We start from the raw sequence: 16,227 nt of genomic DNA, 5'->3' as shown, positions 1-16,227 counted from the left end.
TGCGGTGCCCGGGCGGCATGTCGGCAGAGGCTATCCGATGGGCCGAAGTCCGTGTTCACCGCCCGTTCACGGGCCGGTCCACGAGTGCTGCCCAGGCCTTTGCCGCGATCATCATCGGGGATCCGGGGCCCGTCCCACAAACTTTGGTCGCAGACCCGGGCTTCCCCGGCATCACGGACACACGGTCGGGTCGGCATAGGGTGGGCGACCATGACGTGGCTGATCACCGGCGGGGCCGGATACATCGGGGCACATGTGGCGCGGGCCATGGCGGGCGCCGGGGAGAGCGTCGTGGCGCTGGACGACCTGTCGGCCGCGGTGCCCGAGCGGCTCCCGGCCGGGATCCCGCTCGTCGCGGGCTCGACGCTGGACGGGAGCCTGCTCAAGCGGGTCTTCGCGGAGTACGGCGTGACGGGCGTCGTCCACCTCGCCGCGCGCAAGCAGGTCGCCGAGTCCGTGGCCGAGCCCACGCGCTACTACCGGGAGAACGTGGGCGGCCTGGCCACCCTCCTGGACGCGGTCGCCGAGGCGGGGATCGGCCGCCTGCTGTTCTCCTCGTCGGCGGCGGTGTACGGCAACCCGGACGTGGAGCTGATCACCGAGGACACTCCCTGCGCGCCCGTGAACCCCTACGGCGAGACCAAGCTGGCCGGGGAGTGGCTGGTACGGGCGGCGGGCCGGGCGCACGGGATCTCGACGGTGTGCCTGCGCTACTTCAACGTGGCGGGCGCGGCCGAACCGGAACTCGCGGACACAGGTGTGTTCAACATCGTGCCGATGGTCTTCGACCGGCTCACCCGCGACGAGGCCCCGCGGATCTTCGGCACCGACTATCCGACGCCGGACGGCACCTGCATCCGGGACTACATCCACGTGGCCGACCTCGCCGAGGCGCACCTGGCGGCCGCGCGGCGGCTCGCCGGCGGGGACCTCACGGGCGATCTGACGCTGAACATCGGCCGCGGCGAGGGCGTCTCGGTGCGCGAGCTGATCACTGTCATCGGTGAGGTCACCGGCGACCGGCGGGCGCCGGTGGTCGAGGGGCGCCGCCCCGGGGACGCGCCGCGCGCGGTCGCCTCGGCGGAGCGGGCCGCCGAGGAACTGGGCTGGCGGGCCGGGCGCGGGGTGCCGGAGATGGTCGCCTCGGCCTGGCGGGGCTGGCAGCTGCACCACGGGAAGTGAGCCCGTGGCCACGCCCTGACCTGCGTTTCGTTTCCGCAGGTCAGGGCACATGACAACGGTGTTCAGTGCCGCGTTGCCCGATACCCCCCACCCGTAGTTCACTGTGAGCCCGGACGGAACACGGAAGGGGCGGTTTTCATGGGGGCAGGGCACGACCACGGGCATGCGCACAGCCACGCGCCCCCCACAGGTACGGCCGCGGCGGCCTACCGCGGGCGGCTGCGCGTCGCGCTGGGCATCACCCTCACGATCATGGTGGTCGAGATCGTCGGCGGTCTCGTCGCGGACTCGCTCGCCCTGATCGCGGACGCCGCCCACATGGCGACCGACGCGGTCGGCCTGGGCATGGCGCTGCTCGCCATCCACTTCGCGAACCGCCCGGCGAGCACGAACCGTACCTTCGGCTACGCCCGCGCCGAGATCCTCGCCGCCCTGGCCAACTGCCTTCTGCTGCTCGGGGTCGGCGGATACGTGCTGTACGAGGCGGTGCAGCGGTTCGTCACGCCCGCGGACACCCGCGGCGGCCTGATGATCGTCTTCGGTCTGATCGGCCTGGTCGCGAACTCCATCTCGCTCACCCTGCTGATGCGTGGGCAGAAGGAGAGCCTGAACGTGCGAGGCGCCTTCCTCGAGGTGGCCGCGGACGCGCTCGGCTCGGTGGCGGTGCTGATCTCGGCCACGGTGATCCTGACCACGGGCTGGCAGGCCGCCGACCCGGTCGCCTCGCTGGTCATCGGCCTGATGATCGTGCCGAGGACGCTGAAGCTGCTGCGCGAGACGCTGGACGTGCTGCTGGAGGCGGCCCCGAAGGATGTCGACATGGCGGAGGTGCGGGCGCACATCCTGGCCCTGGACGGCGTGGAGGACGTGCACGACCTGCACGCCTGGACGATCACCTCGGGCATGCCCGTGCTGTCCGCGCACGTGGTGGTCAGCTCGGACGTGCTGAACGCCATCGGCAACGAGAAGATGCTGCACGAGCTGCAGGGATGCCTGGGCGACCACTTCGACGTCGAGCACTGCACCTTCCAGCTGGAGCCGGGTGGTCACGCGGAGCACGAGGCGCGGCTGTGCCATTGACCGTACGCAATCTTGTTCGAGTCCCGCGGGCGGTTCCCGGCGAGTGGCGCCGGGCACGATGATCACCGGGTCCCACTCCGGTACCGCCCGGCTCGGGACATGCGGACGTGCCGGGAAGTGCCGGGAGTGCCGGATTCGTACGGCAGACTTGGGGTGCGAAGACCGAGGCTAAGGATGGGTATGCCGATCACACCTGCCACCGAGACGCACAGCTCGTCGAACGGCACCGCAGAGGCGATTTTGCTGGAACTTGTCGACGAGAAGGGCGTGACGATCGGCACCGCGGAGAAGCTCGCCGCGCATCAGCCGCCGGGGCAGCTGCACCGTGCGTTCTCGGTGTTCCTCTTCGACGAGTACGGCCGGCTGCTGCTCCAGCAGCGGGCGCTCGGCAAATACCACTCCCCCGGTGTGTGGTCCAACACCTGCTGCGGCCACCCCTACCCCGGCGAGGCACCCTTCGCCGCGGCGGCCCGGCGGACGTACGAGGAGCTGGGTGTCTCGCCTTCCCTGCTGGCGGAGGCGGGCACCGTCCGCTACAACCACCCGGACCCGGCCTCGGGCCTGGTCGAGCAGGAGTACAACCACCTGTTCGTCGGCATGGTGCAGGCTCCGCTCGCGCCGGTCCCGGAGGAGGTCGAGGCGACCGCGTACGTGACGGCGGCCGAGCTGGCCGAGCGGCACGCGCGGGACCCGTTCTCGGCGTGGTTCATGACCGTGCTGGACGCGGCACGTCCGGCGATCAGGGAGCTGACCGGCGAGTCCGCGGGCTGGTGAACCCCGCCCGCGCCCTCTGGCGACTCCCTAGGAAAGGGTCGCCGGCTTGAGCGGCAGGGCGGCCCAGATCACCTTGCCGCCGCCGGCCGTGTGCTCCACGTCGACCGCTCCGCCCGCCTCCCGGGCGATCTCACGGACCAGGAGCAGGCCCCGGCCGCCGGTCCGGCCGTGGTCGGCTTCCAGAGCGGTCGGGCGGTAGGGGTGGTTGTCCTCCACCGACACACGCACCCATTCGGCCCCGACGGCCACCTCCACGGCGAGCATCGGCGACAGCAGCGCCGCATGCCTGACCGCGTTCGTGACCAGCTCGGAGACGATCAGCAGCAGGCCGTACACCAGGTCGTCGGAGACCGGTACACCCTGGCGCAGCAGCAGGTCCTGTACGGCGTGCCGGGCCTGCGGGACCGAGGCGTCCACGGCGGGCGCGGTGAACCGCCAGACTCCCTCGTACGGCAGTGGATCGGGCGGCCGCCCGGCGCCCCCCGCTGGGCGCGGGCCGTCCCCGCACCCGTGGTTGTCCATCGTCCGGTCGCCACCCTCGCGCTCGATTGTCACCACACGTCGAGTGTTGGTAACGATGCGCTCGGCTCCGGATGACTGACCAGAAGTCAGCGATTATCGAGCGCTTCTGACCGCGGGCGTATGACAACGGCAGTTGTAGGACCGCTCCTGTCGCCCTTGACGCCGGTTCACGAACTATTCGGGTTGTGGGAAAACCCCGGAGGGGGCGGGACCGCACCACTGGACGGCCCTCCGGCCCCGTAGGCGGCCCCCGATAGCATCCATCGCATGGATCCCCAGCTCTCGCACGAGATCGCCGACTCCGTGGCCACGGTGATCATCCGGAATCCGGCCAAGCGCAACGCCATGACCGCCGCGATGTGGCGGGCCCTGCCGCCGCTGCTGGACGAGCTGGCGGGCGATCCCACCGTGCGGGCGCTGGTTCTGACCGGCGAGGGCGCGACCTTCTGCGCGGGTGCGGACATCTCCACGCTTCAGGGGTCGCCAGCCGAGGCGCAGGGGCTGGCAGTGGCGGCCGAGGAGGCGCTCGCCGCGTTCCCCAAGCCGACGCTCGCCGCGGTGCGCGGCCACTGTGTGGGCGGCGGTGCCCAGCTCGCGGCCGCCTGCGATCTGCGGCTCGTGGAGGAGGGAGCGCTCTTCGGGGTCACGCCGGCCAAGCTCGGGATCGTGTACGCGGCCTCGTCCACGCGGCGGCTCGTGTCGCTGGTGGGGCCGTCCACCGCCAAGTACCTGCTGTTCACGGCCGAGTTGATCGATGCCGGGCGGGCCCTGCGCACCGGGCTCGTGGACGAGGTGCTGCCCGAGGGCGAACTGGACAAGCGGGTCGCCGAGCTGACCCGGATCCTGGCGTCCCGTTCCCAGCTGACCCAGGCCGCCGCGAAGGAGTTCGCGAACGGCCGCACGGACCGGGACGCCCACTGGACGGAGCAGGCGCGCGGCAGCGGCGACACCGCGGAGGGGGTCGCCGCCTTCCTGGAGCGCAGGCGGCCGCGCTTCACCTGGAGCGTGCCTACCGCAGAGTGAGGCGGCTCTGCGCGCGGAACTCCTCCACCAGGTGCGCGGGGGCCTTTTGCGGCGAACCGGCGTCGTAGGGCGGCTGCGGGTCGTACTCGGTCAGCAGCTGGACGGCCTGGGCGTGTTCGTCGCCCGCGATCCTGCCGACCAGGGTGAGGCCCATGTCGATGCCGGAGGAGACACCGGCGGCGGTGACGTACTTGCCGTCGGTGACCACCCGCTCGCCCGTCGGTTCGGCGCCGAACTGCTTCAGCACCTCCAGGGCGGCCCAGTGGCTGGTGGCGCGCCGGCCCTTGAGCAGACCGGCGGCGGCGAGCAGCAGCGAGCCCGAGCAGACCGAGGTCGTCCAGGTGGTCCTCGCGTCGACGGCGCGCAGCCAGTCGAGGAGGGCGGGGTTCTCCAGCTGCTCGGCGGTGCCGGGACCGCCGGCGACCACGACGATGTCGGGGCTCGTCACCTCGTCGAGGGCCTTGTCCGCGGTGACGGCGAGGAAGCCCGTGTCGGTGCGGACCGGGCCGGGCCGCTCGGCCACGAAGTCGACCCGGGCGTCCGGGAGCCGGCTGAGGATCTCGTAGGGCCCCACGGCGTCCAGGGCGGTGAAGCGGTCGTAGACGACCATGGCGATGTGCATGACGATCCCTTTCGGTGGTCGGGTGCCGTCCCGGTGTGCGGCCGGTTCAGTGGGCGGATGCCGGATGGAAGCGCCTGCGGTACTCCGCGGGCGGTGTGCCGAGCGACTTGAGGAAGGCGCGCCGCATGGCCTCGGGAGTTCCATAACCGCTGGCGCGGGAGATCTCCTCGATGCCGTCGCAGGTGTCCTCCAGGAGCCGGCGGGCGTGCTCCAGCCGGACGCGGTCGACGTAGCGGCCGGGCGTCAGGCCCGTCTCCTCCCGGAAGGCACGGGCGAAGTGGCGCGGCGAGAGCCGGGCGCGGGCGGCGAGAGCCTCGACGCTCAGGTCACCGGCGGGGTGCTCGGTGATCCACTGCTGCACGTCCCGCAGGGGTGCGCGCCGCGCGGTCTGGGCGGCGAGCTGGACGCTGAACTGCGCCTGGTTGCCGGGCCTGCGCAGGAAGACCACCAGGTGCCGGGCGACATCGAGCGCCACGTCCCGGTGCAGGTCCTCCTCCACCAGCGCGAGGGCGAGGTCGATGCCGGAGGTCACGCCCGCCGAGGTGGAGACGTGTCCGTCGCGTACGTAGATCGGCTCGGGGTCCACCCGCACGGCCGGGTGGTCACGGGCGAGCTTGTCGCACTGGGCCCAGTGGGTCGTCGCCCGGCGGCCGTCGAGCAGACCCGCGGCGGCCAGCAGGAGCGAGCCGGTGCAGACGGAGACGAGGCGCCGCGCGCGCGGGCCGTGTGCGCGCAGCCACTCGGTCAGCCGCGGATCGGGGCTGCGGGTGCCCTGACCGCCGGGGACCAGCAGGGTGTGCGGGTCGGGCGCCTGCGCGAGCGCCCCGTCCGGTACGAGGGTCAGGCCGCTGGAGGTGCGCACGGGGCCGCCGTCCAGCGAGGCCGTGCGGATGCGGTACGTGCCGGGCCTGTGCTGCTCGGCACCGGCGAACACCTCGAGGGGCCCGGTGACGTCGAGGCTCTGCACACCGTCGAAGAGGACGAAGAGGAGCGTTCGCTGCGGCATGTCCTCGATTCTTCGAGAGTGCGGCCATGGCCGCAATGACGAGATTCCCACCTTTTCTGCCATGGCCCGCGGGCCGCCCGGGCAGGTCGGCCGGGGTGTGGTGTCCGGACTCCCGCGCGGCACGGCGGCCCGCCGGGGCGCCCTGATCCCCGGTTGTCGGTGTCACCTGCCACAATTGCCGCGCAACCTCAGTGGAGAAGGCGGTACGGGATCGTGACGACACCCGGATCCATCGAAGTAGGGTCCATCGAAGGCAGGATCGCCGAGGAACTCGGCGTACGGGAGCGGCAGGTGAAGGCCGCGGTGGAGCTGCTCGACGGCGGTTCGACCGTGCCCTTCATCGCCCGCTACCGCAAGGAAGCGACCGAGATGCTCGACGACGCGCAGCTGCGCACGCTCGAGGAGCGGCTGCGCTACCTGCGGGAGCTGGAGGAGCGGCGGACCGCGATCCTGGAGTCGGTGCGCGAGCAGGGCAAGCTCACCGAGGAGCTGGAGGCGCAGATCCGCAGCGCCGAGACCAAGGCGCGGCTCGAGGACATCTACCTGCCCTACAAGCCCAAGCGGCGGACCAAGGCGCAGATCGCACGCGAGGCCGGCCTCGAGCCGCTGGCCGAGGGGCTGCTGGGGGACCCGGCCGTGGAGCCGCTCGCCGCCGCTGCCGCGTTCGTCGACGCGGACAAGGGCGTCGCCGACCCCCAGGCCGCGCTGGACGGCGCGCGGGCCATCCTCACCGAGCGGTTCTCGGAGGACGCCGACCTGATCGGCGAGGTGCGCGAGCGCATGTGGGTGCGTGGGCGGCTGGCCGCCAAGGTGAAGGACGGCAAGGAGGAGGCGGGCGCCAAGTTCGCCGACTACTTCGACTTCGCCGAGCCGTTCACCGAGCTGCCCTCGCACCGCATCCTGGCGATGCTGCGCGGCGAGAAGGAGGAGGTCCTGGACCTCGTCCTGGAGCCGGAGGAGCCCGTGGAGGGCCCGTCCTCGTACGAGGGGATCATCGCCCATCGCTTCGGGATCACCGATCGCGGCCGCCCCGCCGACAAGTGGCTGAAGGACACGGTCCGCTGGGCCTGGCGCACCCGCATCCTGGTGCACCTCGGCATCGACCTGCGCCTGCGGCTGCGTACGGCCGCCGAGGACGAGGCGGTCAACGTGTTCGCGGCGAACCTGAGGGACCTGCTGCTGGCCGCGCCGGCCGGCACGCGCGCGACGCTCGGCCTGGACCCCGGCTTCCGTACGGGTGTGAAGGTCGCGGTGGTCGACGCCACCGGCAAGGTCGTCGCCACGGACGTGATCTACCCGCACGTCCCGGCCAACAAGTGGGACGAGGCGATCGCCAAGCTGGCCCGGCTGGCGAAGGAGCACACGGTCGACCTGATCGCCATCGGCAACGGCACGGCCTCCCGCGAGACCGACAAGCTCGCCGGTGAACTCATTTCCAGGCACCCGGACTTGAAGCTCACCAAGGTGATGGTGTCCGAGGCGGGCGCCTCCGTGTACTCGGCGTCGCAGTACGCCTCGCAGGAACTGCCCGACATGGACGTGTCGCTGCGCGGCGCGGTCTCCATCGCCCGCCGGCTGCAGGACCCGCTTGCCGAGCTGGTGAAGATCGACCCGAAGTCGATCGGTGTCGGCCAGTACCAGCACGACCTGTCCGAGGTGAAGCTGTCCCGCTCGCTCGACGCGGTCGTCGAGGACTGTGTGAACGGCGTCGGCGTGGACGTCAACACCGCCTCCGTGCCGCTGCTGTCGCGGGTGTCGGGCATTTCGTCCGGTCTCGCCGAGAACATCGTGGCGCACCGGGACGCGAACGGGCCGTTCACCTCGCGCTCCGAGCTGAAGAAGGTGGCGCGGCTCGGTCCGAAGGCGTACGAGCAGTGCGCGGGCTTCCTGCGGATCCGGGACGGCGTCGATCCGCTGGACGCCTCCAGCGTGCACCCGGAGGCGTATCCGGTGGTGCGGCGCATGGTGAAGACGACGGGGCAGCAGGTCGCCTCCCTCGTCGGCAACACCGGTGTGCTGCGCTCGCTGCGGCCGGCGGACTTCGTGGACGACACCTTCGGTCTGCCGACGGTCAGCGACATCCTGAAGGAGCTGGAGAAGCCGGGGCGTGACCCGCGTCCCGCCTTCAAGACGGCCACCTTCAAGGAGGGCGTGGAGAAGATCTCCGACCTGTCCGCCGGGATGGTCCTGGAAGGGGTGGTCACGAACGTGGCGGCCTTCGGGGCCTTCGTGGACGTCGGTGTCCACCAGGACGGGCTGGTGCATGTCTCGGCGATGTCCAAGACGTTCGTCAAGGACCCTCGGGATGTCGTGAAGCCCGGGGACATCGTCAAGGTGAAGGTGCTCGACGTGGACATTCCGCGCAAGCGGATCGCGCTGACGCTGAGGCTGGACGACGAGGCCGCCGCGCAGGGACAGGGCGGCAGGCAGCAGCGGGGTGGCGCCGGCCGGCCGCCACAGCAGCGGCAGGGCCAGAGCGGCGGCCAGGGCCAGCGGCAGGGCCAGGGCCAGGGCCAGCGGCAGAGCCGCGGCGGTGACCGGGGTGGGCGTCAGGCGCCCGCGCCGGCCAACAGCGCCATGGCGGACGCACTGCGGCGGGCCGGGCTGCTGAACCCGAACGACGGGCGGCGCTGAGCCACCGGGGCGGGGCCGTGCGGCACACCGTGCGCCCCGCCCCGTCTTCGGCCACGGGCGCCGCCGAGACGACCCGATGGCGCATTCGGCTCCGGGCCCGGCGGTGTCCACCGGACGAACGTCACCGGTGGCAACGTCGCCGAGGGCCACCACGTCGGGATCGGCCTGCCCCGGCGCACCGTCTTCACCTGAGGCTGGGCAGAGGGCGGAATGCCGCTGCCGCCCGGCTCCTCGACGAGCGGGATCACCCTGGCCCAAGTGCCCGAGGACGCCCTCCTGCGGCGGTGTCCACCGGAACCTGCCCTCTCCCGAGGCCGTGTGCCGCGCACGAAGAGGGCTGGGCGCACCGCGTCGAGCGGCCCGCCGTGGTGGCGGGCGAGGATCCGGGACCCGGCTCCCGGATGTGAGCCGACGTCACACATACCCCTTTCGCCGGACGATGCCGAGGGCGAGCGCGCCCAGGGGGACGTTGAGCCAGAAGGTGAGCAGCCGGTAGACCAGGACGGCCGAAGTGGCGGCGCCGGCGGGCACGCCGAGCGCGGTCAGACCGGCGATGAGTCCGGCTTCGAGCGCACCGAGGCCGCCGGGCACAGGAGCCGCGTTCGCGAGCAGCCGGGCCCCCATGTAGGCGGCGCCCACCTGGACGAAGGGGAGGTCTCCGCCGAGTGCGTGGACGCTCAGGGCGAGGCCCACGATCTGGACGAGGGGCAGGCCGAGCGCGCCCAGGGTGCCGAGGGCGATCTTCGCGGGGTCGGTGGCGATGCCCTTGACGGTCGACCCGGCCGAGCTGAGGAACGGCCACACCTTCTCGTGCAGGAAGCGCCGGCCCGGCGGGGTGAAACCGATCAGCCCTCCGGCGGCGAGCACGAGGGCGATGACGGGAAGCGCGTACCGGCCGACGGGCACGTCCAGGTGGACTCCCGCGTGGTGCCCCCCGGCCCAGGCGAGGAACACCGCGGCGACGAGGGCGTTGGAGACGGCCCCGGCCAGGCTCTGCAGCCCGACCGAGGCCGTGGCCGCGCCGGTCTCGATGCCCGTCTTCTGCAGGTAGCGCAGGCCCAGCGCCATGCCGCCGACGTTGTTCGGAGTGATCCGGTTCAGGAACGAGCCGGCGAACTGCACCTGGTAGGTGGGGCCGAACGGCAGTCGGTCGGGGATCGTGCCCAGTTGCAGACAGGTCGAGAACGCCTGCGAGACGAAGGTGACGGGCACGACGGCGAGCAGCCACCACCAGTTCGCCTCCTTCAGCGCATGGAGAGCGGCCGGGGCGCCGGCGAACTGCGGCAGCACGAGGTGCAGCACCAGGAAGGCGCCGAGCAGGCCGAGAACGCTCTTCCAGGTGAACCGTGCCAGGCGGGCCGGCGGGGCGTACGACGCCGCGCACACCGTACGGACCTCGGCGGCGAGGTCGTGCAGCAGGCTGGGCCGTCCGCCGGGCCGCCGGGCACGGCCCGTACGCCCTCCCCGGCGGCTTTGGCGCGCTCCTGGTCGTAGCGCGCGACCTCGCGCCGCGCGGGGCCGATCAACGCGAGCGGTTGCAGGTACGGCAGTGCGCTCGCCAGCCGCTCGTGGCCGAGGCCGGCCAGCGCGCAGGCGGTGGCGCGGCTCGGGCCGACGCGTACGGCGGTGGTGGCCAGCAGTTCGGCGATGTCGCTGCCGAGCGCCTCGGGCGGCGCGTCGAGCCGGGCCCGGGCGAAGGCGGTGAGCCTGAGTCCGCCGCCCGGTTCGACGAGGATGTTCTCGGTGCGCAGGGCGCGGTGCGCGAGGCGGTGCTCCTGCAGACGGGCCACGGACCGCCACACCTCGCCGAGCAGTTCGTCGGTCAGATCCTCGGCCGCCAGCGCGGACAGCCGTCGGGCGTCCTGCCCGACGGTCACCAGGAGGGCGCCCCCTTCGTCCACCGGGTAGGCGATCACGGGTTCGTCGACCCGGGCGCCGGTGCGGGCGGCGAAGACCAGCATGAGCAGCTCGTGCTCGACCGCGGTGAGCGGGGTCTGCGCGCCGGGGTCGTCCGGGTGGCGCAGCAGGGTACGCCGGGCGAGCCGGTGGAACAGGTCTCGGCCCTGGTCCTCGGCGGCGACGGCCCGTACGGTCAGCCGCAGGCCTGCGGCGGTCTCGGCACGGTAGACGATCCCTTCGCCGGAAAGCTGCTCGTCCTCGGGCAGCTCGCGCAGGGTGGCGAGCGGGATCCCGCAGGCGACCAGCGCGTCGGCGACCGCCCCGGCCGGCGGACGGTCCGGCGGGCCGCCGGCCATGAGCAGGACCGCGGAGCCGGCCGCGCCGCCCGCTGCCAGCGCGGCGACGGCCTCCAGAGGTACGAGAGCGGCGGCCACGGCGCCGAGCACGGCGCACGCGGCCGTCAGCGCCCACAGTGTCCGCCGCCACGGCCGCGCGAGCCAGGGTCCTGCGGCGACCACCGCCGCGGCGTACGCCGCCAGGGAGACCGCCGACGGCCAGCCCGCCCCCATCAGTCCGCCCCGGCCGGCCAGCACCCCGGGCCACAGATCCGGTCGGCCGCGTGCCAGCGCCAGACGTGTGAGCGCCCAGGCGGTCGCCGCGCCCAGCGCCGCGGCGGGCAGGATTCTGAGCACCGCGTCCCCGCACCGGCGCACGACGAGGAGGACCACGGCCGCGACCGGCGCCGCCAGAGCGACGAACTGCACCGTGCCGACCAGCCCGTCGCGCAGGCCCGGTGGCAACGCGGCCGCCGCGGACAGCAGCCCCTGCTGCGCCGTGCGGGCGAACGCCCGGGTGGCGACCGCCACCAGCGCCGTCAGCCCCAGCATGGCCAGGGACACCAGCAGCCGCGACAGATCGGCCGCCCGGCGCACATCGTGCGCCGGGGGCGCGTCGATCACCGGCGCCGCCCGGTCGTCCGTCCTGCCCACGATGCCGGCGGACAGGAACACGCCGCGGTGCCCGGTCACCTCCGGCCGCCGGTGGGGACGCGGGACCGGTCCATGCGCTCATTCCCCGGCGACGTCGTCCGGCCGCCCCGGACACCCGTGTCACCGTCCCGTCGCGTGGCGGGAGCCGGTGCGCGGACGTGGCCCCTCACTCGGGGGACCGGGGGGAGCCGCTCATGCGGGCGCGGTTCTCCGCGAGCAGTTCCCGGACCCCGCGCTCGACCTCCTCGGGGTCGACGCCCAGGGCCCGGCCCATGTGGATCGACCACACCTCCGAGCGCACATTGGTCTCGAAGTCCAGGTCGGCCCGCACGTTTTCGCGGGCGGCCTGGCGGTTCTGGCTCACCATCACGAAGGTGGACAGAAAGATCGCCTCCAGGCTGACGATCATGGTGAGCAGTCCGAAGGGGAAGGGATCCCAGATCACCTCCTGGCCGAACACGCCTTCGTTGCACACGATCCAGACCGTGAACCACAGGGCGTGCAGATAGACGAACTGCATGGTCCCCGCGAAGGCGGTGATCGCGTCCGCGATCCTGTCCTCGGTCCCGCGCATCCGCGCGAGCACGTCCTGCTCGCGCAGCAGCCGCAGCCCCGGACCACCCGGTCGGCCCGGACCGCTCACCCCACCGCTCATGGTCACTCCTCGACCGGCCGCCGACGTGGAACTGCGGTCAGCGTAGGGCGTCGGCGGGTACGGTCCCCGGCTCGGTGCACCGCGGACACGCCCGATTCCGCCGGTACGGCCCCTCGCTCAGCGTTCCACGACCTTGCCCGCGGCCACCTCCAGGCGCCGGGTCACCCGGACCGCGTCCAGCATGCGCCGGTCGTGGGTGACCAGGAGCAGGGTGCCCTCGTAGGAGTCGAGGGCCGACTCCAGTTGCTCGATCGCGGGCAGGTCGAGGTGGTTCGTCGGCTCGTCCAGGATGAGCAGGTTCACTCCCCGGCCCTGGAGCAACGCCAGGGCGGCCCGGGTGCGTTCGCCCGGGGAGAGGGTCGCGGCCGGGCGCAGGACGTGGTCCGCCTTCAGGCCGAACTTGGCCAGCAGGGTGCGGACCTCGACCGGCTCGGTGTCCGGGACCGCCGCGCAGAAGGCGTCGAGCAGCGACTCGGGGCCGTGGAACAGCTTGCGGGCCTGGTCGACCTCGCCGACCAGGACGCCGGAGCCGAGGGCGGCATGTCCGGAGTGGAGCGGGATCCGGCCGAGCAGCGCGCCGAGCAGGGTGGACTTGCCGGCGCCGTTGGCTCCGGTCACCGCGACCCGGTCGGCCCAGTCGATCTGCAGGCTGACCGGGCCGAGGGTGAAGCCGCCGCGCCGGACCTCGGCGTCGCGCAGGGTCGCGACCACGGCGCCGGAGCGCGGCGCGGACGCGATCTCCATCTGCAGTTCCCACTCCTTGCGCGGCTCCTCGACCACGTCCAGGCGCTCGATCATGCGCTGGGTCTGCCGGGCCTTGGCGGCCTGCTTTTCGCTGGCCTCGCTGCGGAACTTGCGGCCGATCTTGTCGTTGTCGCCGCCGGCCTTGCGGCGCGCGTTCTTGACGCCCTTGTCCATCCACCCGCGCTGCATCTGCGCGCGGTCCTGGAGGGCGGCCCTCTTGTCGGCGTACTCCTCGTAGTCCTCGCGGGCATGTCGGCGGGCGACCTCGCGCTCCTCCAGGTAGGCCTCGTAGCCGCCGCCGTAGAGGTTGATCTGCCGCTGGGCGAGGTCGAGTTCGAGGACCTTGGTGACCGTTCGGGTGAGGAACTCGCGGTCGTGGCTGACGACGACCGTGCCCGCGCGCAGGCCGGTGACGAAGCGTTCCAGACGCTCCAGGCCGTCCAGGTCCAGGTCGTTGGTGGGCTCGTCCAGGAGGAAGACGTCGTAGCGGGACAGCAGGAGGGAGGCGAGGCCGGCACGGGCCGCCTGGCCGCCGGAGAGGGAGGTCATCGGCTGGTCCAGGTCCACGGCCAGGCCGAGGGAGTCGGCGATCTCCTCCGCGCGCTCCTCCAGGTCGGCGCCGCCCAGGTTCAGCCAGCGCTCCAGGCTCACCGCGTAGGCGTCGTCGGCGCCGGGCGCGCCGTCGACCAGCGCCTGCGTGGCCTCGTCCATCACGCGCTGTGCCTCGGCGACGCCGGTGCGGCGGGCCAGGAACGCCCGGACGGTCTCCCCCGGCCTGCGCTCGGGCTCCTGCGGCAGATGGCCGACGGTCGCGGTCGGCGGGGACAGCCGCAGCTCGCCCTGTTCCGGCGGGGTCAGTCCGGCGAGCAGGCGCAGCAGCGTGGACTTGCCCGCGCCGTTGGCGCCGACCAGCCCGATCACGTCACCGGGCGCGACGACGAGGTCGAGTCCGGTGAAGAGGGAGCGGTCGCCGTGGCCGGCGGCGAGGTTCTTGGCGACGAGTGTGGCAGTCATCAGGACGCCGATCCTAATGCTCCCCGCGCCCGCCGCTCGGCCGGGCTCTCACCGGCGCACCGGCTCCACCAGCACGCTCCCGGAGGTCCTGGCCACGACGAACGACTCCCCCTTGACCGCCTTGGGGTCCAGGGGGATGCGGTGCCGGCCGGGTTCCAGGATGCCGTCGAAGACCTCGTGGGTATGGGTGCGGTAGAGCCGGTCGAGGCGGTAGGCGGTGACCTGGACCCGGCACGCCGAGGTCACCTCGACAGCCGCCCCGCCGTCGGCGGCCACCAGTTCGGTCAGCCGGCGCCGGCCGAGCGGGCTGCGCTCCAGCGCGTGCTCGATCTGCGCGACGAGCAGGGGCACGATCGGGGCCAGGCCGCTCACATAGGCGATCTCGACCCCGGCCTGCTCGAACGACTGCCGTACGGCGGCCCGTTCGGCCTCGCCGATCGCCCGCCCGAAGGCGACGGCCCCGTACCCGCGCAGTTCCTCGGCGGGGACGGCACGGGCGTCCTGGGTGATGTCGGCTCCTATGCCGATGGTGCGCAGCGCGGCCGCCAGCTTGGCGAGGACGGCGACCCGGGCGCCGATCAGCAGCACCCGGCGGCGGGGCGCGGACGTGCCCTCGGTGTCCTCGATCAGTGCGGCCAGGGCGGCACGGTACTCGGGCCCGTGGAAGCGGAACGGGCCTATGCCGTGGTAGCCGTTGAGCTCCAGATCGGCGCGTTCGTCGGTCTGCCAGGCGAAGTCCCGCCAGACGTAGTCGTCGCCGTCCCGCTCGATGACGGCGGTGACCGCGCCGCAGGCCAGGTCCGCGCACTCGGGGCAGCCGTAGATCACGAACCGGCCGTCCGGCAGCGGCGGCCGTGCCTGGAGGAGCAGGCCGCGCACCTGTGCGGTGAAGATGGCGGGCGGGATGTCGGAGGCGAGCGGGGAGACGGCGTCCAGGTCGGAGAGCTGGAACAACAGGGGACGGCCGTCGACGATGAAATCCACGAAGTCACGGTGGACCTGGTAGCCGCCGTCGGCGAGGACACCGCCGGCGCGGGTCGCCGGTGCCAGGCCGAAGGTCGCGTATGCGGCAGACATGCTGTGAGTATCCCCACATCGGGATGGATGTGAGCGCGGCATGACATATTCGGTTAGCGTCCTGGTGTGGAGCGTGAGTCGGCGGACGCGGTGGTCGTGGTCGGTGGCGGGGTCGTCGGGCTGACGACGGCCGTGGTCCTGGCCGAGTCCGGGCGGCGGGTGCGGGTGTGGGCGCGGGAGCCCGCGGAACACACGACCTCGGCGGTCGCGGGCGGTCTGTGGTGGCCGTACCGGATCGAGCCCGAGCTCTTGGCCGGCGTGTGGGCTCTGGAGTCCCTCGGTGTGTACGAGGAGTTGGCCGGCCGTCCTCGGGAGTCCGGCGTACGCCTGGTCGAGGGCGTACACCAGGGGACACGGCTGGACGAGCTGGGTGAGTGGGCGCACCGGGTGCCGGGGCTGCGCGCGGTGGCCGCCGGGCTGGCGGCCCGGCTGCCGGTGATCGACATGCCGGTCCATCTGGCGTGGCTGCGGGAGCGGCTCATGCGGGCGGGGGGCACGGTCGAGTCGCGTGAGGTGACGGACCTGACCGCCGTACCCGCCGCCGTCGTGGTCAACTGCACGGGGCTGGGGGCGCGTTCGCTGGTGCCGGATCCGGCGGTGCACCCGGTGCGCGGGCAGCTGGTCGTGGTGGAGAACCCGGGCATCACGACGTGGTACACGTCCGCCGACCACTCCTCCGGAGCCTCGACCTACTTCATCCCGCAGCCGGGCGGCCTGCTGCTGGGCGGTACCGCGGAGGAGGACGCGTGGTCCCTGACGCCGGATCCCGCCACGGCCTCGGCGATCGTCGCGCGGTGCGCGGCCGTCCGGCCGGAGATCGCGGGGGCACGGGTGCTGGCGCACCGGGTGGGGCTCAGGCCCGCCCGGCCCGCCGTACGGCTGGAACGGCAGCCCCTGCCGGACGGGCGGGTGCTGGTGCACAACTACGGGCACGGCGGGGCCGGGATCACGGTGGCCTGGGGCTGCGCCCGTGAGGCGGCCGGGCTGACCCGCCCGGCCGCCTGAG

General features: G+C 72.9%; 14 protein-coding genes. 6 read left to right on the top strand and 8 right to left on the bottom strand.

Annotation, left to right across the window (positions count from 1 at the left end; all coding sequences use genetic code 11):
- Window positions 1–210 precede the first annotated feature (210 nt).
- From galE to idi, 3 genes are all read left to right on the top strand, one after another.
- Window positions 211–1,182 carry a UDP-glucose 4-epimerase GalE gene (galE, locus tag AVL59_RS15090; RefSeq protein ID WP_067304059.1) on the top strand — a complete coding sequence of 324 codons (972 nt, stop codon included), beginning with the start codon at window positions 211–213 and terminating at the stop codon, window positions 1,180–1,182.
- Between the two features lie 138 nt (window positions 1,183–1,320).
- On the top strand, window positions 1,321–2,262 hold the full coding sequence (locus tag AVL59_RS15085; protein ID WP_067304056.1) for a cation diffusion facilitator family transporter: 942 nt from the start codon (window positions 1,321–1,323) through the stop codon (window positions 2,260–2,262).
- Window positions 2,263–2,442: 180 nt separating this feature from the next.
- Window positions 2,443–3,036, top strand: coding sequence for an isopentenyl-diphosphate Delta-isomerase (gene idi / locus AVL59_RS15080; RefSeq protein WP_067304053.1), 594 nt, complete (start codon window positions 2,443–2,445; stop codon window positions 3,034–3,036).
- A gap of 27 nt (window positions 3,037–3,063) precedes the next feature.
- Here the strand turns inward: idi and AVL59_RS15075 are convergent, their stop codons facing one another.
- Complete coding sequence (locus AVL59_RS15075) at window positions 3,064–3,558, bottom strand: ATP-binding protein (RefSeq protein ID WP_067317301.1); 495 nt, start codon at window positions 3,556–3,558, stop codon at window positions 3,064–3,066.
- 267 nt (window positions 3,559–3,825) lie between these two features.
- Between AVL59_RS15075 and AVL59_RS15070 the strand changes: the two genes are divergently transcribed.
- Window positions 3,826–4,581 (top strand): enoyl-CoA hydratase/isomerase family protein, encoded by a 756-nt coding sequence (locus AVL59_RS15070; RefSeq protein WP_067304051.1) that lies wholly within the window; start codon window positions 3,826–3,828, stop codon window positions 4,579–4,581.
- Here AVL59_RS15070 and AVL59_RS15065 read toward each other — a convergent pair.
- Both AVL59_RS15065 and AVL59_RS15060 read right to left on the bottom strand, forming a co-directional pair.
- The gene (locus AVL59_RS15065) at window positions 4,568–5,203 is read right to left on the bottom strand and encodes a DJ-1/PfpI family protein (protein WP_067304049.1); all 636 of its coding nucleotides are present in this window, start codon (window positions 5,201–5,203) and stop codon (window positions 4,568–4,570) included. The genes AVL59_RS15070 and AVL59_RS15065 overlap by 14 nt on opposite strands.
- A gap of 46 nt (window positions 5,204–5,249) precedes the next feature.
- Window positions 5,250–6,209: a GlxA family transcriptional regulator gene (locus tag AVL59_RS15060; protein WP_067304046.1), complete on the bottom strand. Its 960-nt coding sequence runs from the start codon at window positions 6,207–6,209 to the stop codon at window positions 5,250–5,252.
- 213 nt (window positions 6,210–6,422) lie between these two features.
- Here AVL59_RS15060 and AVL59_RS15055 point away from each other — a divergent pair, with 213 nt between their 5' ends.
- Window positions 6,423–8,843, top strand: a complete 2,421-nt coding sequence (locus AVL59_RS15055; protein WP_067304043.1) for a Tex family protein — start codon at window positions 6,423–6,425, stop codon at window positions 8,841–8,843.
- 414 nt (window positions 8,844–9,257) lie between these two features.
- On the opposite strand, the gene AVL59_RS52115 is transcribed toward AVL59_RS15055, so the two are convergent.
- The 5 genes from AVL59_RS52115 to AVL59_RS15030 all read right to left on the bottom strand — a co-directional run bounded on the left by AVL59_RS52115 (window position 9,258) and on the right by AVL59_RS15030 (window position 15,221).
- Complete coding sequence (locus tag AVL59_RS52115; protein ID WP_067304042.1) at window positions 9,258–10,145, bottom strand: lysylphosphatidylglycerol synthase transmembrane domain-containing protein; 888 nt, start codon at window positions 10,143–10,145, stop codon at window positions 9,258–9,260.
- Window positions 10,088–11,770 (bottom strand): protein kinase family protein, encoded by a 1,683-nt coding sequence (locus tag AVL59_RS52110; protein WP_067304039.1) that lies wholly within the window; start codon window positions 11,768–11,770, stop codon window positions 10,088–10,090. Before AVL59_RS52110 ends, AVL59_RS52115 begins: the two co-directional genes overlap by 58 nt.
- Window positions 11,771–11,897: 127 nt before the next feature.
- Window positions 11,898–12,386, bottom strand: coding sequence for a DUF1003 domain-containing protein (locus AVL59_RS15040; protein ID WP_067304037.1), 489 nt, complete (start codon window positions 12,384–12,386; stop codon window positions 11,898–11,900).
- 117 nt (window positions 12,387–12,503) lie between these two features.
- Window positions 12,504–14,144, bottom strand: coding sequence for an ABC-F family ATP-binding cassette domain-containing protein (locus AVL59_RS15035; protein WP_067304034.1), 1,641 nt, complete (start codon window positions 14,142–14,144; stop codon window positions 12,504–12,506).
- A gap of 48 nt (window positions 14,145–14,192) precedes the next feature.
- Entirely contained in the window at window positions 14,193–15,221 is a 1,029-nt protein-coding gene (locus AVL59_RS15030; protein WP_067304032.1) for an oxidoreductase, read from the bottom strand.
- Between the two features lie 90 nt (window positions 15,222–15,311).
- Between AVL59_RS15030 and AVL59_RS15025 the strand changes: the two genes are divergently transcribed.
- Window positions 15,312–16,226: an FAD-dependent oxidoreductase gene (locus AVL59_RS15025; protein ID WP_067317299.1), complete on the top strand. Its 915-nt coding sequence runs from the start codon at window positions 15,312–15,314 to the stop codon at window positions 16,224–16,226.
- The last annotated feature ends 1 nt before the right edge of the window (window position 16,227 follow it).

The organism is Streptomyces griseochromogenes (genome assembly GCF_001542625.1).
GTDB lineage: Bacteria > Actinomycetota > Actinomycetes > Streptomycetales > Streptomycetaceae > Streptomyces > Streptomyces griseochromogenes.
This window is presented reverse-complemented; position numbering and strand designations above follow the sequence as displayed.